This window comes from Kribbella sp. NPDC050459 (assembly GCF_040655315.1).
Taxonomy (GTDB): Bacteria; Actinomycetota; Actinomycetes; order Propionibacteriales; family Kribbellaceae; genus Kribbella.
Genome location: NZ_JBFAJQ010000002.1, coordinates 934,375 through 954,244, shown reverse-complemented (window position 1 = coordinate 954,244; position 19,870 = coordinate 934,375). Strand labels below are relative to the sequence as shown.

Annotated in this window: 21 protein-coding genes; 3 read left to right on the top strand and 18 right to left on the bottom strand. The window is 69.6% G+C overall.

The window, feature by feature from the left end; all coding sequences use genetic code 11:
• Position 1: 1 nt before the first annotated feature.
• From AB0I12_RS10625 to AB0I12_RS10560, 14 genes are all read right to left on the bottom strand, one after another.
• A complete protein-coding gene (locus AB0I12_RS10625; protein WP_359927494.1) occupies positions 2-742 on the bottom strand; it encodes an FHA domain-containing protein in 741 nt (246 codons plus the stop codon).
• Positions 739-2,016, bottom strand: coding sequence for a VWA domain-containing protein (locus AB0I12_RS10620; RefSeq protein ID WP_359927491.1), 1,278 nt, complete (start codon positions 2,014-2,016; stop codon positions 739-741). The genes AB0I12_RS10625 and AB0I12_RS10620 overlap by 4 nt, the downstream gene beginning before the upstream one ends.
• Positions 2,017-2,044: 28 nt before the next feature.
• Positions 2,045-3,100, bottom strand: a complete 1,056-nt coding sequence (locus tag AB0I12_RS10615) for a PP2C family serine/threonine-protein phosphatase (protein ID WP_359927489.1) — start codon at positions 3,098-3,100, stop codon at positions 2,045-2,047.
• Positions 3,097-5,442, bottom strand: a complete 2,346-nt coding sequence (locus AB0I12_RS10610) for a tetratricopeptide repeat protein (protein ID WP_359927486.1) — start codon at positions 5,440-5,442, stop codon at positions 3,097-3,099. Before AB0I12_RS10610 ends, AB0I12_RS10615 begins: the two co-directional genes overlap by 4 nt.
• Positions 5,439-6,554: a hypothetical protein gene (locus AB0I12_RS10605; protein WP_359927483.1), complete on the bottom strand. Its 1,116-nt coding sequence runs from the start codon at positions 6,552-6,554 to the stop codon at positions 5,439-5,441. The genes AB0I12_RS10610 and AB0I12_RS10605 overlap by 4 nt, the downstream gene beginning before the upstream one ends.
• The gene (locus tag AB0I12_RS10600; protein WP_359927481.1) at positions 6,551-7,522 is read right to left on the bottom strand and encodes a glutamate ABC transporter substrate-binding protein; all 972 of its coding nucleotides are present in this window, start codon (positions 7,520-7,522) and stop codon (positions 6,551-6,553) included. The genes AB0I12_RS10605 and AB0I12_RS10600 overlap by 4 nt, the downstream gene beginning before the upstream one ends.
• Positions 7,519-8,850 carry a hypothetical protein gene (locus AB0I12_RS10595; protein ID WP_359927478.1) on the bottom strand — a complete coding sequence of 444 codons (1,332 nt, stop codon included), beginning with the start codon at positions 8,848-8,850 and terminating at the stop codon, positions 7,519-7,521. The genes AB0I12_RS10600 and AB0I12_RS10595 overlap by 4 nt, the downstream gene beginning before the upstream one ends.
• The gene (locus tag AB0I12_RS10590; RefSeq protein WP_359927475.1) at positions 8,847-10,382 is read right to left on the bottom strand and encodes an AAA family ATPase; all 1,536 of its coding nucleotides are present in this window, start codon (positions 10,380-10,382) and stop codon (positions 8,847-8,849) included. Before AB0I12_RS10590 ends, AB0I12_RS10595 begins: the two co-directional genes overlap by 4 nt.
• The gene (locus AB0I12_RS10585) at positions 10,379-10,957 is read right to left on the bottom strand and encodes a hypothetical protein (RefSeq protein WP_359927472.1); all 579 of its coding nucleotides are present in this window, start codon (positions 10,955-10,957) and stop codon (positions 10,379-10,381) included. The genes AB0I12_RS10590 and AB0I12_RS10585 overlap by 4 nt, the downstream gene beginning before the upstream one ends.
• 37 nt (positions 10,958-10,994) lie before the next feature.
• A complete protein-coding gene (locus AB0I12_RS10580) occupies positions 10,995-12,257 on the bottom strand; it encodes a toxic anion resistance protein (protein ID WP_359927469.1) in 1,263 nt (420 codons plus the stop codon).
• Positions 12,258-12,413: 156 nt separating this feature from the next.
• Positions 12,414-13,694 (bottom strand): hypothetical protein, encoded by a 1,281-nt coding sequence (locus tag AB0I12_RS10575; RefSeq protein WP_359927468.1) that lies wholly within the window; start codon positions 13,692-13,694, stop codon positions 12,414-12,416.
• Positions 13,695-13,744: 50 nt separating this feature from the next.
• Positions 13,745-14,209, bottom strand: coding sequence for a dihydrofolate reductase (locus AB0I12_RS10570; protein WP_359927466.1), 465 nt, complete (start codon positions 14,207-14,209; stop codon positions 13,745-13,747).
• Positions 14,206-14,997: a thymidylate synthase gene (locus AB0I12_RS10565; RefSeq protein ID WP_359927463.1), complete on the bottom strand. Its 792-nt coding sequence runs from the start codon at positions 14,995-14,997 to the stop codon at positions 14,206-14,208. Before AB0I12_RS10565 ends, AB0I12_RS10570 begins: the two co-directional genes overlap by 4 nt.
• Positions 14,998-15,025: 28 nt before the next feature.
• Positions 15,026-16,315, bottom strand: a complete 1,290-nt coding sequence (locus AB0I12_RS10560; RefSeq protein ID WP_359927460.1) for a tetratricopeptide repeat protein — start codon at positions 16,313-16,315, stop codon at positions 15,026-15,028.
• 45 nt (positions 16,316-16,360) lie between these two features.
• Between AB0I12_RS10560 and AB0I12_RS10555 the strand changes: the two genes are divergently transcribed.
• Positions 16,361-17,038, top strand: a complete 678-nt coding sequence (locus tag AB0I12_RS10555; RefSeq protein WP_359927457.1) for a peptidyl-tRNA hydrolase — start codon at positions 16,361-16,363, stop codon at positions 17,036-17,038.
• A gap of 5 nt (positions 17,039-17,043) precedes the next feature.
• Here the strand turns inward: AB0I12_RS10555 and AB0I12_RS10550 are convergent, their stop codons facing one another.
• The 4 genes from AB0I12_RS10550 to AB0I12_RS10535 are packed head-to-tail and all read right to left on the bottom strand — an operon-like array spanning position 17,044 to position 19,031.
• The gene (locus AB0I12_RS10550) at positions 17,044-17,631 is read right to left on the bottom strand and encodes a dihydrofolate reductase (protein ID WP_359927455.1); all 588 of its coding nucleotides are present in this window, start codon (positions 17,629-17,631) and stop codon (positions 17,044-17,046) included.
• Positions 17,631-18,230, bottom strand: a complete 600-nt coding sequence (locus AB0I12_RS10545; RefSeq protein WP_359927453.1) for a dihydrofolate reductase family protein — start codon at positions 18,228-18,230, stop codon at positions 17,631-17,633. Before AB0I12_RS10545 ends, AB0I12_RS10550 begins: the two co-directional genes overlap by 1 nt.
• A 1-nt stretch (position 18,231) precedes the next feature.
• The gene (locus AB0I12_RS10540) at positions 18,232-18,702 is read right to left on the bottom strand and encodes an SRPBCC domain-containing protein (protein ID WP_359927450.1); all 471 of its coding nucleotides are present in this window, start codon (positions 18,700-18,702) and stop codon (positions 18,232-18,234) included.
• A 2-nt stretch (positions 18,703-18,704) separates the two neighbouring features.
• Positions 18,705-19,031 (bottom strand): metalloregulator ArsR/SmtB family transcription factor, encoded by a 327-nt coding sequence (locus tag AB0I12_RS10535; protein ID WP_355482873.1) that lies wholly within the window; start codon positions 19,029-19,031, stop codon positions 18,705-18,707.
• Between the two features lie 124 nt (positions 19,032-19,155).
• On the opposite strand from AB0I12_RS10535, the gene AB0I12_RS10530 reads away from it, so the two are divergent.
• Both AB0I12_RS10530 and AB0I12_RS10525 read left to right on the top strand, forming a co-directional pair.
• Positions 19,156-19,380, top strand: a complete 225-nt coding sequence (locus AB0I12_RS10530; RefSeq protein ID WP_355699594.1) for a hypothetical protein — start codon at positions 19,156-19,158, stop codon at positions 19,378-19,380.
• Positions 19,380-19,862, top strand: a complete 483-nt coding sequence (locus tag AB0I12_RS10525; RefSeq protein WP_359927447.1) for a Clp protease N-terminal domain-containing protein — start codon at positions 19,380-19,382, stop codon at positions 19,860-19,862. Before AB0I12_RS10530 ends, AB0I12_RS10525 begins: the two co-directional genes overlap by 1 nt.
• Positions 19,863-19,870: the final 8 nt, after the last annotated feature.

The following is a 19,870-nucleotide window of genomic DNA, read 5'->3' as shown; positions in this document are numbered from 1 at the left end:
CCTAGGCCTGGCCGGCCAACTCCTCCGGCGTCGCCTTGCGGACCACGAGGCGGGTCCAGGCGCCGACGTAGATGCGGTCGTCCGGGTTCAGCTCCTGGCGCTGGCCCGGGATGATCGGGGTCTCCGGGAGCGGCCCGGCCGCGGAAGCGACGTACGTGCCGTTGGAGGACTGCAGGTCCTCGACCCACCAGCGCTGGCCGTCCGTGGTCAGCTGCGCCTGCCGGCGGCTGACGCCGGTGTCGTCGCCGCAGTCGATCTCCGGTGAGATGCCGCGGCTCTTGGACGGCCGGCCGATCAGCAGGCTCTTGTCGGTCAGCGGGATCACGGCCGGCAGACCAGGTGACGGACACGGGTCGTCGCTCTGCTGTACGGCGTACCAGTCGGGGTCGACCCAGCGCTCGACGACCCACTCGGCCACCGCGGCGGGCGCCGGCGGGGGCGGCGGACTCGCCGGGTCGGGGCCCAGGTCGAGCGAGGAAGCCGGCCGCGGCATCGTCCCGGTGGTGAAGTCGTAACCGCAGCTCTCACAGAACAGCGCGTCGGCTGCCGCCGGCTCGGAGCAGTTCGGGCAGGTCTGGCCTGCCGGTGCCGGAGCCGGCGTAGCAGCCGGGCCGGACGCCGCGACGGCTGGAGCCGGGGTGCCGGCCGCTGCCGGAGTCGCGGCGGCGCCGATCGGCAGGCCGCAGACATCGCAGTAGTCGGTCGACGTGGAGGGGTGTCCGCTCGGACAGTTCACGGTCATTTCCGCACCCGGGTGGTCTTGGTGGAGGCTGTGTCGAGCGCCATCTCGTCGGCCTTCTCGACCGTGCGCTTGAGCCGCACCGTACCCGTTTCCTGGTCGTCGATGTCCACGACCTTGCGCAACCGCGTGGTCGCTTCCTCGTTGCCGGTCGTCGCGGCGAGCTGCACGGCCCGGCCGAGCTTGGTGGTCGCGGTCGCGGTGTCGCCCGCGGCCTTGGCGGCCAGGCCTTCCTGGATCGCCTGCGCCAGCTCGGTCTGTCCGGTGTAGTGCGCGACCTCCGGGCTGATCCGGGTGGTGAGCGCCTCGTCCGCGGACCACAGCGCCTTCACCAGACCCTGGGCGACCGTGTCGTCGCCGAGCACCAGCTGCACGCGCGCGGCGAGCTGCTCCTGCCCGACCGCCTTCGCGGCCAGCCGGATCGCCACGTGGTAGTCGCGGGACTCGTCGCCCCACGAGCCGGTCGGGTACGACCCGGTCAGCGGGTTCACCGTCGTACGGCGCGATGTCAGGTCCTCGACCGTCGGCGCGACCTGCCGGACGAACAGCACCTCGGCGCCCTGCGGGGCCCAGACACGCAGATCGGCCTGCGCGACACCGCGGCTCATCGCGTTCTGGATGATCTTGGCGAACTCGGCGGCCAGCTGGTCCGGCGCCGGGATGATGTCGACGGTGCCGAGCAGCGCCTGCGCGATCCGCCGTACCTCGTCGACCTGCCAGGCCACGCCGACGCCGCGGGCGTCGCACTGGAACTGCCCGGTGACGGAGGTGATCGCCTGGGTCAGCGCTTCCGGGGTCTCGTGCTGGTTCTCGCCGTCGGTCAGCAGGAGCGCGTGCTTCTGCGACAGCGACGGCACGGTGGCGAACACCCGCGAGGCCAGCCGCAGCCAGGTGCCCATCGCGGTCCCGCCGTCGGCGTAGAACCGGGACACGGCGTCCTTGGCGGCCTGCCGGGTGTACGGGTCCATCTTGACCATCACCGGCTCCGCGGACGGCGGGAACGCCAGCTGCGCGCGGTCGTTGCCGGAGATCACCGCGAACCAGACGCCGTCGAGGATCTGGTCGAGCGCGGTCTGCGCGGCGTACGCGGCGGCCTGGACACCGTCGCGGCCCATCGAGCCGGAGGTGTCGACGATGATGATCTCACCCGCGTCGCCGCTGCCGGACTGTCCCGCGGCGCCGGCACCGGTGCAGTTCACCGTGACGATGGCGTGCACGTCGGTCCCGCCGTCGGGCAGGAACTCGTTCTGGTAAACGGTGGCGGTGAAGTCGGCCATCTCGGTCCTCTCCTTAGGTCCGCGCCGGTCAGAGACGCGCGAGCGCGACGGTGATGTTGTCCTGGCCGCCCTGGGCGTTGGCCCAGTCAACCAGGGCGGACGCGGTGGCCTTCGGCTCGCCTCCGTGGTCCGCAGCTGTCTGACGTACGAGGTCGGCCAGCGGTGCCGCCTCGGAACAGTAGTTCCACAGGCCGTCCGAGCACACCAGCAGCCAGCCCGGCCCGGTCACGTGCAGCGTCGTGGTCCGCGGTGTGTGGTCCGGCGCGTCCTTGCCGAGCCAGCGGGTGATCGCGTGCGCGTGCGGGCCGGACTCGGCCTCCGCGCGCGACACCCCGGTGGCGATCAGCTCGGCCGCCCACGAGTCGTCAACGGTCAGCGCGATCGGCTCGGCCGTGTCCGGGAACCAGTACGCCCGGCTGTCGCCGACGTTGCCCGCCACGAGCAGCCCGTTCTCCAGGACGGCGGCCACGAACGTGCAGGACGCCGGGTTCGGGCTGTCCGGACTGGTGTTGTCGAGTACGGCGTCACTCGCCGCGTCGGCCGCCGCCTTCAGTCGGGCCGCGACCGCGCCGGCCCGGGAGGTCTCGGTGCCGAGGCCCTGCGCGTGGCCGGCCTCCAGTACGTCACGCGCCGCCCGAGCGGCCGCGAGCGAGGCGACATCGGAGTCGAGCGACGAGCTGACGCCGTCGCAGACCACCAGCAGCGCTCGGCTGCCCGGCTCCGCGTCCGCCGCGATGGCCATCGCGTCCTCGTTGCGGCTGTGCCGGATACCGCGGTCGCACACCCCGGCCACCCACGGAGCTGGCTGCTCCTCGAAGTGGTCGCGCGGCTTGGCGGCCTTGGTGCCACACGTCTCGCAGTAGCCGTCCGCGCCGATGGTGCCGCCGCACGACCTGCAAGGACCCACCGCGTCCACGACGGCTGCGGTGATCTCCACCGTCGGCTCGGTGTCGGTGTCCAGCGCCGGGGAGGTCGGAGCAGCGGCCCCCGGCTTCAGCTCGGTGCCGCAGGCTTCGCAGAACAGGTCGGCCTCGGCCACCGGCCCGCCGCAGTTGGGGCAGACCGTGTCGGTCGAACTCGTCATCGCAACGTCCATCCTCGAACCTCGTTCGCCCAGTCGACCAGGACGATCCGTTCCGTCCGGGTCGGGGCCTGGTCGGCCAGAAACCTGTACGTCGCCTCGAGGCCGTCCCGCAGGGAGGACTCGGTCGCCGCGCGGCCGTCGATCCGGAGCGCTTCCTGTGGACCGGACTGCTGGACCTCGGTCAGCGCCGTTCGGAACACGTCCGCGGCCAGGTTGGCCCGGTCGACCGGGTCGATGGTCAGCGTCGCGATGCTGTCCATCGCCTGGGCGAGCGCGGGAAGGCCACGCCCCGATCCTGCCAGCAGACCGGCTCGCTGGCGACGAGCCCGCACGTACGCGCCGCTGGTGCGGGGCACCAGGTCGAGCGCGGCGAGCGCACCGTCCACGTCACCGCGCGAGGTCCGGATGTCGGTCAGACCGAACGCGGACGGGGCGATGTAGTTGGCGTCGGTGCGTGCACAAGTCAAGTAGAGGCCCTCGGCAACGTCGAACTCGCCGCTGTGCTCACAGGCGATTGCCAGGGCCAGCTTCGGCGCCAGCTCACCCGGCACCTGGCCGTAGACGGCGTTGAACGCGGACTGAGCGCCGGCGGAGTCACCACGGGCCAGTGCGACCAGTCCGGCCATCCAGACCGCTCGCCACTCCCACGGGTCGGCGTTGAGCAGGTCGGCCACCGCGGTGTCGACCATGTCGTAGCGGTCCGGCCCGACCTCCAGCGCCGCCTCTGCGATCTCCAGCAGCGTCTGCGGCGACTGCTCCGGCGCGTCGATGAGTAGCTCGAGCCGCTTGGCCGAGTCCGGCACACTGACCGTCTTCAGCCAGCCGGCCATCTTGTCGCTGTCGTCCGGCGCCAGCGACGGCAGCTGCTGCCAGGGCAGTGCCGCGTCGCCCAGTCCGAGCGACTTGTCGCCCGGCGTACCGAACAGCAGCGACGAGGCCGAGTGCTGCGCGGCCTTGACGCCCTGCTTGTCGGCCACCACCTCACGCAGTACGCCGAGCAGCTGCACGCGGAACTCGTCTGCGGACTGGAAGCGGTCCGCCGGGTCCTTCGCGCACGCCTTGGCCAGCAGGCGGTACACGGAGTCGTACTTCTGGAACAGCGGTACGTCGCTGACCGGCGGCAGCGTGTCGACGTACCGGCTCTGGTAGCCGCGGAACTCCATCGCCAGCACGCACAGCGTCCGGCCGAGCGTGTAGATGTCGGACGCGATCGACGGGCCGACCTCGGCCACCTCGGGCGCCTGGAAGCCGACCGTGCCGTAGATCGCCGAGTCCAGGTCGTCGATCCGCCGGACACCGCCGAGGTCGATCAGCTTGACCGCGTCACCGACCTGGATGATGTTGTCCGGCTTGAAGTCGCAGTACACCAGGCCGAGGTCGTGCAGGTACGAGAACGCCGGCAGGATCTCCAGCAGGTACGCGATCGCCTGGTCGATCGGCAGGGCGTCGTACTGGCCGTTGTTCGCGGCCATCCGCTGTTTGAGCAGGGTCTTCAGCGACGTGCCGCCGACGTACTCCATGACGATGTAGCCGGCGCCGTCGTGGGTGACGAAGTTGTAGATCTCGACGATCAGCGGGTGCTCGACCCGGGCCAGGAACGTCTGCTCGGCGATCGCCGCCGCCACCGCGTCCGGGTCCTCGGAGTTCAGCAGGCCCTTGAGCACGACCCAGCGGTCCGAGACGTTCTTGTCCCGGGCGAGGTAGATCCAGCCGAAACCGCCGTGCGCCAGACAGCCGGCCACCTCGTACTGGTCGTTGACCAGCTCGCCCGGCTGCAGCTTCGGCGAGAACGAGAACCGGTTGCGGCACTTCGGGCAGAAGCCCTCGGTGCGGCCCGGCTGCCCGTTGCGGGAGCGGCCGACCGGGTTGCCGCAGTTCGGGCAGTTGCGGCGGTCCTCCGGGACCATCGGGTTGGCCAGGATCGCCTTGCTCGCGTCGATCGCGGGGATCGACGGGACGTGCGTCAGTCCGGCGCCGAGCCGCGCCCCGCGCAGCCGGGTGGACGACGTACCGAGCTTGCGGGTCAGCTTGGAGCCGGCCTGCGCCGCCCGCGCCGAACCGAGCGGCGTCGAGGCCAGGCGGTTGGAAGCGCGCGAGACGGTCGACACCGTGCTGATCGGATCCGGGTCGGCCGCCGTACCGCCGTCCGGCGCGGGCGAGCCGCACACGTCGCAGTAGCCGTCGACGTAGGTGCCGGTGCAGCCGGGCTCGGTGCACTTGCCGGTCGCGGGGGCCGCGGCGGGTGCACTCGCTGCCTTGCTCGGCGCGGCGGGGGAGCCGCAGACGTCGCAGTACCCGTCCACGATGGAGCCGGTGCAGCCCGGCTGGGTGCAGGTCGTCATTTCGTTCCTTCCAGGTAGGCCTGGTAGGCCGCTACCAGTGCAGCGAGGCGAGGCAGGTCGACCGGCTCGTTCTCGATCGCCGCTCGGCCGCGCCGGTACAGCTCGCCGAGATCTTCGTTGCCCGGAGCAACACTTGCCGCCTTCACCTGATACGCGTCCAGCAGTTGGGCCAGCTCGTCGCGGCGTTGCAGCGCGCCGCCGTACGCCGCCTGCGCCTGGCCGAGCGCCCGCCGGACGGCGTCCAGCCGGGTCAGGTACTTCTCCAGCTCGGCCGGGGTGTTCGGCACCGGTCCGAGCGCGGTCACATCGGGTACGGCGAGGCGCGGGGCGGGACTGACCGTCGCGACCGCCTTGTCCGCGAGCGCGCGGACCGCCGTGCCCTGCGCCTCGAGCTCACCGCGGAGCGTGCGGGCCCGCGCGACGTCGGCGGCGCGCTCCTTGCGGGTCGCGGCGCCGACGATCAGGTCGCGTTCGACCTTCGCGGCGTCCATCTCGAACGGGCCGATCAGCCCGCCGATGTCCGCGCCGCGCTTGTTGCGGTCGGCAAGATCCGTGAGCCGCCGGTCCAGGTCGTGATGCTTCGCGAGCGCGTCGTTACGGGCGTTCGCCGGCTCCTGCTTGACCAGGTCGCTGATCCGCTCGACCTGCGCGCGCAGCTGCCGCAGCCGGGCCGCCAGGTCGGCGTCGCCCGGCTCGAGCGCGAGCTTGGCACGCAGCGTCGCCGCCAGCGCGTCCGACAACTTGCAGGCCTCAGGCAACGAAACCGCGAGCGACCCGCCCGCACCGCCGGCATCCAGCCCGCCCCAGATCAGCGCCGAGATCTGCTCGGTCTCCTTGGCCCCGACCCGCCCCGAATCCCAGGTCACCAGAATCAACTCGTACCGATCCGAGACCGCCTTCCAGACCGTCATGCTGAGCACGACATCCGCGCTCAGCGCATCGGCCTCCGCCGAGTGCAGGGCAGCCTGATCCAGCTCGTCCAGCTCAGCCTTCCGCCGATCCCGCCACTCCCCGAGCGCCCCCAAGAAGCCAAGCAACTCCGCCGCCGGAACCCCGCTCCCCATCTTCCCCGGCGGCACAGGCGCCGACACGATCGGCGTACGAACGGTCATTGCGTCCGGCCGTAGACGGCAGGTGGCGGGGTGGTGAGCTTTCCCAGGTCCGGCATCAGCCATGCGTTGTATGACTCCATCCAGGCCCCGCTGGACTTCATCTGCGCGAGCACGCCGTTCACGAACTTGACGAAGTCCACGTTCCCTTTCTTGATGCCGAGCCCGTACGGCTCCTCACTGAATCTCTCGGCGGTGAGCACCTTCGCGTACGGATCCTGCGCGGCGTCGCCGGCCAGTACGGTGTCGTCACCGGAGATCCCGTACGCCTTGCCCTGCTGGAAGAGCACCAGGCAGCCGGTGTCGGAATCGGCGGTGATCGGCTTGACCGCCGGGTTCTCCTTGATCAGGTTCGTCAGGCTGGTCGATCCCGCGGGGGCGCAGATGGTCTTGCCGGACAGCTGCTTGACGCTGGTTTCCTTCGCGTTGAGAGGTACCAGCGTCTTCTGGCCGGAGCGGTAGTACTCGGCCGAGAAGGCAATCTGGTCCCACCGCTCACAGTTGATCGTCATGTTGCGCGCGACGATGTCGACGGAGCCGTTCTGCAGTGACGGGATGCGCTGCGGGCTGGAGATCACCCGGAGCTCGAGATGGCCTTCCCAGGTGCCGAAGATCGCCGTCGCGACGGCCTTGACCATGTCGATGTCGAAGCCCTCGATCTGGCCGGTGATCGGGTTCCGCGCGCCGAGGTGCAGGCTGTCGGCCGAGACGCCGGCGATCAACCGTTGGCGGTCCCTGATCGTCTTCAGGTATCCGGTCACCGGCTCCTCGGGTTTCGGCAACGTGGCCGGCGGCACGTACGAGGCCAGCGGGTCCTTCCCGTCCGTACAGGCCTTGGGCTCGGTCGGGGTCGGCGGTGCGGCTGCCGACGGCGACGGCTTGGTCGGGATCTGGGTGGCGGCGTAGTTGCCGGTGCTGCAGGCGGTGAGGAGCAGGGCGGTGGTGGCGGCGATCGGGATCAGTTTCTTCATCGGTACTCCTCCAGGCGCTGCGACATGCCCCAGGCGACCAGCAGTGCGGCGACGATACCGATCGGTATCCCGAGCCAGCCGATGGGAGGCAGGCCGTCGCGCGCGTCGGACAGGTCGCTCGACACCGCGTCGCTGCTCGCGGTCAGTTGTTGCGACGAGGAAGCGTCGAAGGCGGCGAACGTCTGCGCCGAATCGTCGGTGCCGGCCTTCTCGCCGCCGACGGCCATCACGACTGCGCCGTCCCAGTTGCCGCTGGAGTCGGCCTCGCGGACCTTGCTGTGCACCTGCTTGTACTCGGCCCAGGCCTGCTGGAGGCCGTCAGTGGTGCCGGACGACTTGCCCAGCTGGTTGTCGACCTCCGCGGCGGCGGTGTTGTACGCCTTGTCGAAGGCGTCGCCGGAGCCGCGGGCGATGAGGGTGAGGCTTTCGTTGGAGCGTGCGTCGTACGCGGCGATGCGGGCTCGGGAGAGCGCGAGCGTGCGTTCGTACTCGGAGTTGCGGGTGTCCTTCGCGGCACCGGAGGCGCTCGCGAGGGAGACGCCGCCGATGACCGTGGTCAGCAGGACGAGGGCGGCGCCGGCCGCGATCGGGAGGTTGAGGTAGCGGTGCGTACGGCGCGCCAGCCAGCGCAGGGTGATCACGAAGACCACCAGGCTGAGGAGGCCGCCGACGAGGATCCAGATGGTGCCCTTGCTGATGCCGTCGAACTCGGCGTCGACGCGCTTCTCGTTCGCCTCGACCAGCGCCTTGACCAGCGGGAGCGAGTCGTCCTGGAGTACCGAGTTCGCGTCCTTCAGGTACTGCGAGCCGATCGGGAGGCCCTGGCGGTTGTTGGCGCGGGCCTGTTCGATCAGGCCTTCGTAGGTGATCAGCGTCTTGTTCAGCGCGCCGAGGACTTCGCGGTCCGCGGGCTGGGCGCTCGCGGCGTCGGCGATCAGCCCCGCAGCCGCGGCCATCGAGTTGACGAAGTGCGCGCGCTGTTCGGGCGGCTCGAGTCCGCCGACCAGGAACGCGTTGGTCGCGTCGGCGTTCGCGCTGACCAGGTTGGTGTGGATCGCCTGGATGCGGACGAGCTGGGCGGTGTTCGCTTGCGCGCGTTCGAGGGAGCCGTCGGCCTGGCTGAAGCCCTGCGCGGCGGCGAGCCCGAACACCACGCTCATCGCGGCGGCGAGGATCAGGAACGCGCGCATCCGGCCCGGCGTACCCTCGAACCACTGCGCGACCGCGCCGCGTGGACCGGCGCTCCGGGCGTTCGGCGCCTGCCCGGCCGCACCCTGCGGCGGGGCCGCCGCCACACTCGGGGGCGGCGCACTCTGCGTCTGGGTCACGCCTGTTCTCCTCGTTCGCTCTGCTCCGTCTGCAAACCCTCGGCCGGCGTACTCGGCCCGGCCTCCGCAGCCTCAGCCTGCCCGGCCTCACCCTGTGCCGGCTCACCCTGTGCCGGCTCGCCCTGTGCAGCCTCACCCTGTGCCGGCTCGCCCTGTGCCGGCTCGCCCTGCTGCGGCTTGACCGCCGGTGCCGGCTGTTCTGCTTCGTCGGTCAGGTCGGCGGCAATGATCTGACGCAGTTCGTCCCTGGTCGGTGCCTTGACGTCCCGGAGGCGCCAGGCCTGGCGGCCGATGGCGGCTTCCAGGATGTTGCGGGCGAAGCGCCCGTTGCCGAAGGAGCTGTCTCGTGGGGTGACCGCGAGGATCTCGTGGAACTCGTCGACCGCCTCCGGCACCAGCTCGTAGTCGGCGGCCTCGGCGAGCCCGGTGAGGATGTCGGTGAGCTCGTCGTCGCTGTAGTTCTCGAACTCGATGGTGGTCCGGAACCGGCTCGCCAGCCCGGGGTTCGCGGCGATGAACACTTCCATCGGTTCGGGGTACCCGGCAACGATCACGACCAGGTCGTCGCGCCGGTCCTCCATCTCCTTCACGAGCGTGTCGACGGCTTCCCGCCCGTACTGGTCGGCGCCCAGGTCACCGGCGGTCAGGCTGTACGCCTCGTCGATGAACAGCACGCCGCCCGCGGCCGACGCGACCACCTCGGCCGTCTTCGTCGCGGTCTGCCCGAGGTACCCGGCGACGAGCTCGGACCGGTCGACCTCGACCAGCTGCCCCTTCGACAGCAGGCCGAGCGCCTTGTAGATCCCGCTCACCAGCCGCGCGACCGTCGTCTTCCCGGTCCCCGGATTCCCCACGAAGACCAGGTGCCGCGTGATCGTCGGACTCTTCAGCCCTGCCTCGGTTCGCAGCTTCTCGACCCGCAGTACGGCGACCTGTCGGTGCACCTCCTGCTTGACCCGGGCCAGCCCGGTCAGCTCGTCCAGCTCCGCCAGCAGCTCCTCGACCGTCTTCACCGGAGCAACGTCCTCCGCCGCCGTCGTAGCCACCGCAGCCGCCTCGGTCGTGCCGGCTGCGGCGGCCGGTGCGTCCGCGGTCGGCGGCACCTGCGCAGGTCCATGTCCGACCTGCAGCGGCCGCGCGCCCGCCGCCTGCAGTTGTGCAGCAGCCGCGACCGACGCATTCCCTACGACCCGCATCGTCGGTTCGCCCAACGTGCAGGCAGCGGAGGCCACCTCCGCGAGCGCCTCGGCGTACGCCGACTTCTCGGACGAACCGTTGGCGATCAGCTCGGTGAGTACGGCTGTGGGCGCGCCTCGCCAGCGACGGCCGCGAACGGCGGCGTCGAAGAAGTCCTGTGTTGTTCCGCCCGGGACCGCCTTGCCCCAATCCGCCGAAGCGCCCGGCGCCGACTCGGCCAGGGCCGCGGCGAGCGACAGCGCCTCGCTGCGCGCGGTGTCTTCGGCGACGCCGGCCCGGCCCGCCACGGTGAGGAGCGCGGACAGCGCCTCCTGAAGTCCCCCCGCGCCGCTCATGACCCTCCTCGTCCAGGTGGTGGTGCCAACGGTCCCGCCCCGGGATCGGGTGGCGGGGTCGACGCGGTCGGTCCGAGGGCCAGTCCGCCGCCGGTGGAGCCGGTGCCGAACTTCTCCTGCAGGAACCTGCCGTGGGCGATCAGCGCCGCCGCGTCGGCGCGGTTCACCGCGTCGAAGACCTTGTCCATCGTCGCGGCCAGGAGGTCCAACTGGTCGATCAGGATCATTAGCGACGTCTTGCCGCGGTCCACCGGGCGGGTGTCGGCCCACTGCCGCGGCAGCCGCAGGTACCCGCCGATCGCCTCCGGCAGGTAGTCCGTCGCGGTCGCCATCACCGAGTACGCCTGCACGCTGCCGCCCAGGTTGCCGAGCCGCGGGATCGTCTCCCGGACGACGCGCACCACCCGTGCGACGCGGGACGCCACCACAGCCGGTACGGCGCCGCCCGCGACCAGCTGCTCGACCCGGACCAGCGCCGCCAGCAGGTCGTCGTTCGTCGGCGGCCCGGGAACCGGCGCAGGCTCGGGCTCCTCCTTGCGACCGGTCAGCCGCGCGAAGAAGTCACCCAGAGCCAACGCCGTACCCCCTTACTTCCTGTTGCTTTCCAGTGACTCAGCGACCGAGGTTGAGGTCGAGGCTGCCGTGCACGACCTGCTGGTTCTGCTGGGCGACCCGGTCCAGGTACGAACGGGACTTGGTCACCTCGGTCTCCAGCGTGCCGATCGTCGCGGCCATGTTGTCCAGGGCCTCCACCTTGAACGTGTCGATCGCGTCCATGGTCGCGTAGATGTTCGCGAACGCGGCCTGCAGCTGCGGCAGCCCGATGGTCGCCGACGCGGCCTGCTGCTGGATCGCCACCGAGTTGTCCTTCAGCATCTGCGAGGTGCGCTCGATCATGCCGCTGGTGGTGGTGTTCAGCGCGGTGATCTGGTCGAGCACGAGCTTCTGGTTGCCGAGCGCCTGCGCGACGATGACCGCCGTACGCAGCGCCGACACGGTGGTCGTGGACGCCCGGTCGACGCCCTTGATCAGCTCGATGTTGTTCTTGATCACGATGTCGATCGCCAGGTAGTTCTGGATCGACACGGCGAGCTGGGTGAGCAGGTCCTGGTGTTTCTGCCGGACGTAGAACAGCACGTCCTCGCGGAACGCCTTCGCCTTGTCCGGGTTGGTCGCCTCCAGCTCCGCGATCGCCGCGGACAGCCGCGCGTCGAGGCGCTCGGCGACGTACACGTACTGGTTCAGCCGGGTCATCGCGTCCCAGAGCTGCTGCTTCTCCAGGTTCAGCGCGGCGTTGTCCTTGCCGAGCTCGTCCTGGCCGTTGCGCAGGCTGTGCAGGATGCCCTCGAGGTGATTCTGCGCGGTCTGGTACTTGCGGAAGTAGTCCTCGATCTTGTCCCCGAACGGGATCATCCCGAGGAACTTCTTGACCCCGGTGGCTTCCTTCGGGTCCAGCTCCTCGACCGTACGGCGCAGCTCGAGCAGGGTCTTGCCGACCGTCGACCCCTCCGACAGGCCACCCTCCTGCAGCGCCCGGACCGGCGACTGCAGCAGCCGGTTCGAGCTCTCGGCCGCGGCGCGGATGTCGACGTCACCCATGCTCCGCACGTCACTGGCCTTCGCCGCGAACTCCGGCGACCGCGGCTCGGCCGCCATCAACGCGGTCAGGAACGTGTCCACCTTGCTGTCCAGCCCCGGCAACGCGGCCGGGTCGACAGCCGGCGCCATGCTCGGCGCCGCAGTGGCCGCAACAGGCTGTGACGGCGCCGGAGCGGTCAGTATCAACCCCGGCGCGGTCGCGGTCGGCGGCTGCAGCGGCATCGCCGCGGGCTGCGCGGCAGCGGCCTGAGCAGCTGTGTTGTCGGCTTCAGTCATCGTGTTCCCCTCCGAGAGGTCCCCTGGACACCTCCGTGACGCGCGCCCAATCTACGCGGTTCCAGGTCTTCCTGACTGCCCCGTTGCCTACTCGTTGTTGGCTGCGACGAAAGGAAGGACGGGTGGTCTTGCGTGACCCAGCGTAGTGCGAGCGAGTTATTGCGCAGGCTGCTTCCAGCCAGGCCGCCGCATGGTCCTGTCGTTCAGGATGCCAACAACCGCTGCGCCTCGTTGAGTCAGACTCATGTCGATGATTTCGCGGATGTGTTCGGTCGACGCTCCACTGGTTCCGATTAGGCCCAACGACAAGAGGTCTGTGAATATTGACATTGTCATGTAGGACTGAACGTTCTTGAACGAGAAGTAGCGTCCGCCGTGATCGCCGCGTGCGTCGCGGTCATTGAGGTGTATCTCGGCCTGCTCGCGTGCCAGGTAAATGCCGGGAACGACGGAGAATTTGTCAAGTTGCATCGATTCGAGCTGGCATATCTTCAGATAGCTGGGAGTCGGCGACAATCGGTACTGTGAGCCATCTTGAGCCATGCAATCGGAGTCGAGTGCTCGCATTCGCGCGATCTGCTGATCGAAATGAGCGTCTGGTCGGTAGCGCATCTCGCCAGATTCGGATGTCATTCGCTTGTACTGCAGTAGCGCATAGCTGTGATGCTGGACGTTGTAGTAGATAAGGTCGCATCCCAATGCGGTCTCGGTGGCCCATCGATTGACATTCAAAATGCGCAGTTCTTTGCCGGCTCCGTTCGTGAACGACCGCACGCCGATCTCATCGGTCTCTTCGGGTTCCCAGCCTAGAAACCTTCCCCGATCGTGCTCGATCATCGTGTCCTCGAGTGGAGTGATGCCATGTGTGCTGGGAAGGAAGGTTCGCCTGTTCCCGGTGAGCCATGAGCGGTCTGTGCTCAGAGCCGCGTCAGGTGTGAACCTGGCGATCTCGAGCAGCGTCGCGACGGCGTCACGTTGCTCGGCGAGAGGACGAAGATCTGGCCTTTCCGGCGGCAGGGACTCAGCTAGCAGTGCGCTCAACGCATCGGTTAGGGAGGGGCGTTCTCGCATCAATACGTCTAGAACTCGCTGGGTCGCCTTCTCGGACAGAGATCCTCCGGGCCGTTGCAGCGGCCTCCGCTGCGTCGAGAGAAGTGCGGCTCGTAACTGGTTCGCGGGCAGCGGCGGTTCAACCTTGCTGACCAATTCCAGTTTGATGCTACGTCGAGGTCCTGATCGATGGCCACGCGTAAGCCTGCCGACAAAAACTATACTGTCCTGCCAGACGAGGAGCGCCATGGAACCCCGGATCGGACTGTCCTGCGCCTCCTGCAGAGAAGTCTCGGCGCTGAACTGAGGTCCAAGGATGTGATAGAGATGGGCCAAATAGTCGAAGTCCAGTTGCTCGAGGAATCCCACCCCGGCTGTTGTCCTCATAGCACCTCACTATTCGGAGAGGCCAACGCAATTGGAATTGTCGCGTCGTGTCAAGGCGTACAGCCGGGCCAGTAGCTAACGAACGAGTACCCGTCGCGTGGGTCGCGACGGGTTTCGGTCCAGGTGTCCGGAGTCAGGGTCGGGAACGTGACGTCGCCGTCGGGTGACTGGTCGACCTCGGTGAGTTCGAGGGCGTCGGCGTGCGGGAGGGCCTGGCGGTAGATCTCGCCGCCGCCGGCGACGTACAGCGTGCCGTCGTACTTCAGGGCGTCGTCGAGGGAGTGGACCACCTCCACGCCCTCGGCGGACCAGTCGTGCTGTCGGGTGACGACGACGGTACGGCGGCCCGGGAGCGGGCGGCCGATCGAGTCGTAGGTCTTGCGGCCCATGACCAGGGTGTGACCGAGAGTGAGCTGCTTGAACCGCTGCAGGTCTTCGCGGATCCGCCAGGGCAGGTCGTTGTCCCGGCCGATCACACCGTTCTGTCCGACGGCCGCGATCAGGATGATCGTCATACGGCGATCGGGGCCTTGATGCCCGGGTGCGGGTCGTAGCCGATCAGCTCGACGTCGGCGATCTCGTAGCCGTCGATCGAGTCGCGCTTGGCCAGCTGGAGCGTCGGCAGTGGCCGCGGCTCGCGGGTGAGCTGCAGGCGGGCCTGGTCCAGGTGGTTCAGGTACAGGTGGGCGTCGCCGAGCGTGTGCACGAAGTCGCCGGCCTCGAGCCCGGTCTGCTGAGCGACCATGTGGGTGAGCAGCGCGTACGACGCGATGTTGAACGGCACGCCCAGGAAGATGTCGGCCGACCGCTGGTACAGCTGGCAGGACAGCCGGCCGTCCGCGACGTAGAACTGGAACATGGTGTGACACGGCGGCAACGCCATGTCGTCCACGTCGGCCACGTTCCACGCGTTCACGATGTGCCGGCGGGAGTCCGGGTTGTTCCGGATCGAGGCGATCAGGTTCGCGATCTGGTCGACGTGCCGCCCGTCCGGCGTCGGCCAGGACCGCCACTGGTAGCCGTACACCGGGCCGAGCTCACCGTTCTCGTCGGCCCACTCGTCCCAGATCGAGATGTTGTTCTCGTTCAGCCACTTGACGTTCGTCGAGCCGCTGAGGAACCAGATCAGCTCCCCGATCACCGACCGCAGATGCAGCTTCTTCGTGGTCACCGCCGGGAACCCGTCCCGCAGGTCGTACCGCGACTGGTACCCGAACACGCTCAACGTGCCCGTCCCGGTCCGGTCCCCCTTCTCGGTCCCGTTGTCCAGCACGTGCCTCAACAGATCCAGGTACTGCTGCATGCCGCCACGCTACAACCTGCCGTCGGGGTCACCGAGTCAGACTCGCTCGGGCCCCCACCTCGTCGGCCAGCGCCTCGAGATGACCGGCCAGGTCCGGCGTGACGGCGAGCACCTCCCGGAACGCGGCTTCGGCCTTGGCGGTCTTGCGGCGTACGAGGTGCTTCGCGCACTCCGCGGCCGCCTGCGCGTCGCCGTCCACGCGCTTCCAGACCTTCTCGGCCTCCTTCACGTTGCCGCCGTACACCAACCGGCAGCCGAACATGAACCAGGCCCGCGCGGTCAGCTCGGGTCGCCCGATCTCGGTGAGCCGTCCGATCGCCGCCTCCGCTCCGCGCATACCCTCCACCTGGTGGAAGGCCGCCGCGACCCAGGCGGCGCCCTCGGGCGCGTGGATCGGGTGACCGGTGTCCATCGCCTTCTCGAAGGCCCGGAGTGCGGATTGCAGGTCGCCCTCGTGGAGGAACTGTTCGCCGGCGTGGACCGCGCTCGCACCGACCAGGTCGGGGTCGGACAGGTCGAGCTGCTGGGCGCGGGCGTGGACCTCGTCCAGGTCGCCCAGCTCGGCGAGCTGTGCCAGCAGGCGGTTGCCCTTGGCGACGTCGTCGGGGTCGCCGATTTCGACCGCCAGCTGGTACGCGGCCGCCGCGCCGCGGACATCCATCAGCCTGCTCCGGACCAGGCCCAGGTTGATCGCGGCCTGACCGCTGACGTGCGGCTGGCGTAGCTCGGCCGCCTTCGCGTAGGCGTCCCGCGCGTCGGTCAGGTCACCGTCGTCCTCGAGCAGGTTGCCCAGCTCGAACAGCGCACCCGCGGCGATGGCCGGCACCGGGCACTCGCCGGCTTGTTGCAGGGCGTCGGCCACCGCGTCGTAGTCACCCTCCGCGCTCAGCAGGGCGGCCCGCGCGAAGGCTGTCCGGCCGACGACCTCCTCGGGGGTGGCCGGTTCGGCTCGTACGGCGATCTCGTGCTCGCCGAGCAGGTGCAGATTCTCGGCGGCGAACCCGGCGACATCCCCGGTGCCGTTGTCGGCGGCGTACCGGAGCGCGGCCTGGGCAGTCTCCAGGTCCTGGTCGACGAGCAGCCCGGCGATCCGCAACGCCGCGTGCGGGCCCAACTCAGGCTCGCCGCCCTCGACGATCCGCGAGAACCACTCCAGCGCGTCGGCGGTGTGGCCGTGGACGGCAAGGTCTTCGGCGCACTCTGCCATCAGCTCGGCGGAGGCTCGGTCGCCGGGCAGGTTGGCCGCCATCGCCAGGAACGCCAGGTTGACGCCGCTCTCCGGCGACAGCTGCGGAACTCTCGTGATCTTTCTCGTCATCGCCCTGTCAACGTAGTGCATCCGAGGTGCTGGCAGACTCGCGGCGTGGAACAGGTGCTGACGCTCGTGGTGCGCGTCGAGAAGAACGCCCGGCCGGCGCAGACTGATGCGCTGGAGACGGCGGCGCGGGCGGTGCTCGCGATGCTGGCCGACGAGCGGTCGTACGGCGAGGGGGAGTGGGCGGAGGCGATGGCGGCCTGGCAGGACAACCGCATCCGCAAGATCACCAAGCGTGCCCGCGGTATCGAGTGGCGCCGCGCCGAGGCCCTGCCGGGAATCACCGTCCATGGGTACGGCACCGGCGCCGAGCCCGAGTCCGCGGCGGCCGAGGTTCGGGTGTTTCCGCCGACCGGGGTGGACGAGGTGCCGGTTGACCTGTTCAAGCTTCAGGTGAGTGGTACCGACTTCGAGGACTCCGGTGAGCTGCCGCCGGTCGCGGCCGGCGTGCCCGTGCTGTGGGTGAATCCGGCACTGGAGATGTCGAGCGGGAAGGCGATGGCGCAGGTTGGTCATGCTGCTCAGCTCGCCTGGTGGGCGTTGCCGGCGCAGGCGCGGAAGGAGTGGGTGGCAACCGACTTCGAGCTCGCCGTTCGGACGGCGACCCCGGAGCACTGGCGAACGCTGCTTACCAGCAATCTCCCCGTGGTGCAGGACGCCGGCTTCACCGAGATCGCCCCCGGCTCCCGCACCGTCATCGCCGACCACCCTCAACTCCGGCGGTAACCCTTCTACCGGACGACGCGGTAGTGCAGGTGGGTGACGCGGTCGCCGTGGACCACGCGAGGGTTGTCCAGCAGGACTTGCGGGCCCACGTAGTCGCCGAAGAACTTGATGCCGGTGCCGAAGAGGACCGGGACGACGTTGTAGGCGATCTCGTCGGCCAGGCCCGCCGCCAGCGCCTGGCCGGTGAGGTTTCCGCCGGTGACTGCTACGTCGTGGTCGCCGGCGTGTTCCTTGGCGCGGGTGATCCCCTCCTCGATGCCGTTGACGAACGTGAACGGGGCGTCGGGGAACGGCCATTCGGCCGGCGGCTGATGGGTGACGACGAAGACGTGGTCACCCACCGAGGGCACGCCGTCCCAGCCGTTGGTGATGTCGAACAGCCGCCGCCCGATCACGCAGGACCGGACGTTCGGCCAGGTCGAGTTGATGTAGTCCGCACTCGCCCGGCTGACGTGGAAGGGCCGTCCGGGGTCGGTCCCGTACACCTCGACCGGCCCGTTGTTGTACCAGTCGAACAGCGGCCCGACCGCGTCCTCGGTGTCCGCGACGAAGCCGTCCAGCGAGACGGCCGCCGTAGCGATGACGCTGCCCATTACCTCACCACCCGGTACGTGAGGTGCTGCGCGGCCGGCGTCGACACGGCCTCGATCAGCTCCAGCGCGTACGCCGGTGCGCTCTCGGCTGGGAACAGCCGGGTCCCACCACCGAGCACGATGGGCGCCAGGTGCAAGCGCAGTACGTCGGCCAGCCCTTCCGCGAGCACCTCGTGGCAGATCTGCCCGCCGCCCATCACGTACACGTCCTTGCCGCCGGCAACCTCCTTGCCCTGGGCGACCGCCGCGGCCGGACTGCCGACGAAACGGAACCGGTCGCCCAGCCGGGGACTGGCCGGCGGTGTGTGGGTGACGACGAAGACCGGCGGGTTGACCTCGCCGGTCGGCTTCGCGCCGTACCCCATCTCGTCGCTCCACCCGTCCGGGGCGTCGATGACGTCGAAGAGGTTCCGGCCCTGGACGACCGCTCCGCTCGCGTCGAAGGCGGCGTCGAGGACGGCGCGGTCCGCGTCGGTGCCGTGGAAGACCCAGTCGTGCAGAGCCTCGCCGCCGTCGCCGAGCCCGTTGCCGACGCCGGCGTTGGGCCCGGTGACGTAGCCGTCCAGCGACACCGAGATGTCGACGACGACCTGGCTCATGTCAGCCCTCCTTCGCGACCAGCTCGGCCAGGCGGTCCATCGAGTCCTCGATGCCGTTGGCCATGCCGTACTCGATCGACTGGTCGCGGGCCTCGACCGACGGGAACACCGACCGCTGGTGCAGCCGGACGCCCTTCTCGGTGGGCTCCAGGGTCATCTTCTCGATGCACACCTCGCCCGGCGCGCCCTCCCACTCGAACGTCTGGATGACCAGCTTGTCCGGCTCGACGGTGTGGAAGACGCCGCGGAACGCGTACTCACCGGACTCGTCCTTGTGGATGTAGCGGTACTTGCCGCCGGTGCGGACGTCGTACTCCTCGATGGTCGCGTCGAGGTTGCGCGGGCCGAGCCACTGGGCGACCAGGTCGCGGTCGGACATCACCCGGAACAGCTGCGCCGGCGTCGCGGCGAACTCGCGGGTGACCTCGACGAACGGGGTGCCGGCCGGGGTGTTGATCGTGGTGCCGTTCATGGTTACTGCTCCTTGTCCAGTAGCGCTTCCATCCGGCGGAAGCGGCGTTCGGTCTCGAGCCGGTACTCGTCGATCCAGCTCGTCAGTGCTTCGAGGGCGGCCGGCACCAGGTGGCACGGGCGGCGCTGGCCGTCCCGGGTCCGGGTGATCAGCCCGGCGGCCTCGAGCACCTGGATGTGCCGCGACACCGCCTGCTTGGTGATCGGGAACGGGTCGGCCAGCTCGTTCACCGTGGCCGGTCCGCGCGACAGCCGCGCGATCATCGCCCGTCGCACCGGGTCGGCCAGTGCCGCGAACGCCCGGTCGAGCTGATCGTCGTCAACCATCATCTTTATCAACCATTCCTTTGATCAACTGATGCGTTGAATATAGTCAGGCGCCGAGGCGGTCGTCAACCCGTCGATTCGAGCAACTGTGGTTGACAATCTTGAGTTGTCAACTTAGGTTGCTTAGATGACCGAGTTGGTGGATCCCGAGGACCCCGCGGCCGGCCTGGCCGCGGTGGTGGCGCTGCGCCGGCTGGCCGACCGGCTGGAGGACAGCCAGGTGGAGCGCGCGATGCGGGCCGGCTGGAGCTGGTCCGACGTGGCCGAGGTGCTGGGGGTCACCCGGCAGGCCGTGCACAAGAAACACGCCCGGCGGCTGGTCGCCGCCGGCGTCGCCCTGAGGAGGCGCTGATGCCGTCCGACGTTCGTTCGATCCTGGTGCGGTCCGCGCGCGACGAGGCGCGCCGCGACGGCTCCCGCACCATCGAGGCCGAGCATGTGCTGCTCGCGCTCGCACGCCGCGACGAGACCGCGGCCGCGCGGTTGCTCGCCGAGGCCGGGCTGACCGAAGGCGCGATCCGCGACGCGCTGAACCGCGAGTGGGAGCAGAGCCTGGCGATCGCCGGGATCGCCGTCCGGATCGGCTTGTTGCCCGAGGCAACGCCGGACCCCGATCGGCACCCGCAGATCGGCGAGTCCACGAAGCTGCTGCTGAAGCGCGCGATGGACGCGCCGCCGAAGATCGGTGGCGGCGGCATGGGGCCGATGCGGATACTGGTCGGCATCCTCGACACCGAGCGCGGCCGCGTGGCTCGCGCCTTCACCGCGGCCGGCGTCGACCGCGCCGCCCTCCGTGCCCGAGCTGTCACGGCCTTGGCCGCCGGCACTCGCTGATCCGGCGT

What these genes read in the sequence shown, in the direction of transcription:
- AB0I12_RS10625 (WP_359927494.1), bottom strand. Translation starts at nt 742, where the DNA reads ATGACCGTGAACTGTCCGAGCGGACACCCCTCCACGTCGACCGACTAC.
- AB0I12_RS10575 (WP_359927468.1), bottom strand. Translation starts at nt 13,694, where the DNA reads ATGAGGACAACAGCCGGGGTGGGATTCCTCGAGCAACTGGACTTCGAC.
- AB0I12_RS10565 (WP_359927463.1), bottom strand. Translation starts at nt 14,997, where the DNA reads ATGCAGCAGTACCTGGATCTGTTGAGGCACGTGCTGGACAACGGGACC.
- AB0I12_RS10530 (WP_355699594.1), top strand. Translation starts at nt 19,156, where the DNA reads ATGACCGAGTTGGTGGATCCCGAGGACCCCGCGGCCGGCCTGGCCGCG.
- AB0I12_RS10545 (WP_359927453.1), bottom strand. Translation starts at nt 18,230, where the DNA reads ATGAGCCAGGTCGTCGTCGACATCTCGGTGTCGCTGGACGGCTACGTC.
- AB0I12_RS10615 (WP_359927489.1), bottom strand. Translation starts at nt 3,100, where the DNA reads ATGACGAGTTCGACCGACACGGTCTGCCCCAACTGCGGCGGGCCGGTG.
- AB0I12_RS10605 (WP_359927483.1), bottom strand. Translation starts at nt 6,554, where the DNA reads ATGACCGTTCGTACGCCGATCGTGTCGGCGCCTGTGCCGCCGGGGAAG.
- AB0I12_RS10620 (WP_359927491.1), bottom strand. Translation starts at nt 2,016, where the DNA reads ATGGCCGACTTCACCGCCACCGTTTACCAGAACGAGTTCCTGCCCGAC.
- AB0I12_RS10610 (WP_359927486.1), bottom strand. Translation starts at nt 5,442, where the DNA reads ATGACGACCTGCACCCAGCCGGGCTGCACCGGCTCCATCGTGGACGGG.
- AB0I12_RS10550 (WP_359927455.1), bottom strand. Translation starts at nt 17,631, where the DNA reads ATGGGCAGCGTCATCGCTACGGCGGCCGTCTCGCTGGACGGCTTCGTC.
- AB0I12_RS10580 (WP_359927469.1), bottom strand. Translation starts at nt 12,257, where the DNA reads ATGACTGAAGCCGACAACACAGCTGCTCAGGCCGCTGCCGCGCAGCCC.
- AB0I12_RS10560 (WP_359927460.1), bottom strand. Translation starts at nt 16,315, where the DNA reads ATGACGAGAAAGATCACGAGAGTTCCGCAGCTGTCGCCGGAGAGCGGC.
- AB0I12_RS10600 (WP_359927481.1), bottom strand. Translation starts at nt 7,522, where the DNA reads ATGAAGAAACTGATCCCGATCGCCGCCACCACCGCCCTGCTCCTCACC.
- AB0I12_RS10590 (WP_359927475.1), bottom strand. Translation starts at nt 10,382, where the DNA reads ATGAGCGGCGCGGGGGGACTTCAGGAGGCGCTGTCCGCGCTCCTCACC.
- AB0I12_RS10535 (WP_355482873.1), bottom strand. Translation starts at nt 19,031, where the DNA reads ATGATGGTTGACGACGATCAGCTCGACCGGGCGTTCGCGGCACTGGCC.
- AB0I12_RS10540 (WP_359927450.1), bottom strand. Translation starts at nt 18,702, where the DNA reads ATGAACGGCACCACGATCAACACCCCGGCCGGCACCCCGTTCGTCGAG.
- AB0I12_RS10570 (WP_359927466.1), bottom strand. Translation starts at nt 14,209, where the DNA reads ATGACGATCATCCTGATCGCGGCCGTCGGACAGAACGGTGTGATCGGC.
- AB0I12_RS10525 (WP_359927447.1), top strand. Translation starts at nt 19,380, where the DNA reads ATGCCGTCCGACGTTCGTTCGATCCTGGTGCGGTCCGCGCGCGACGAG.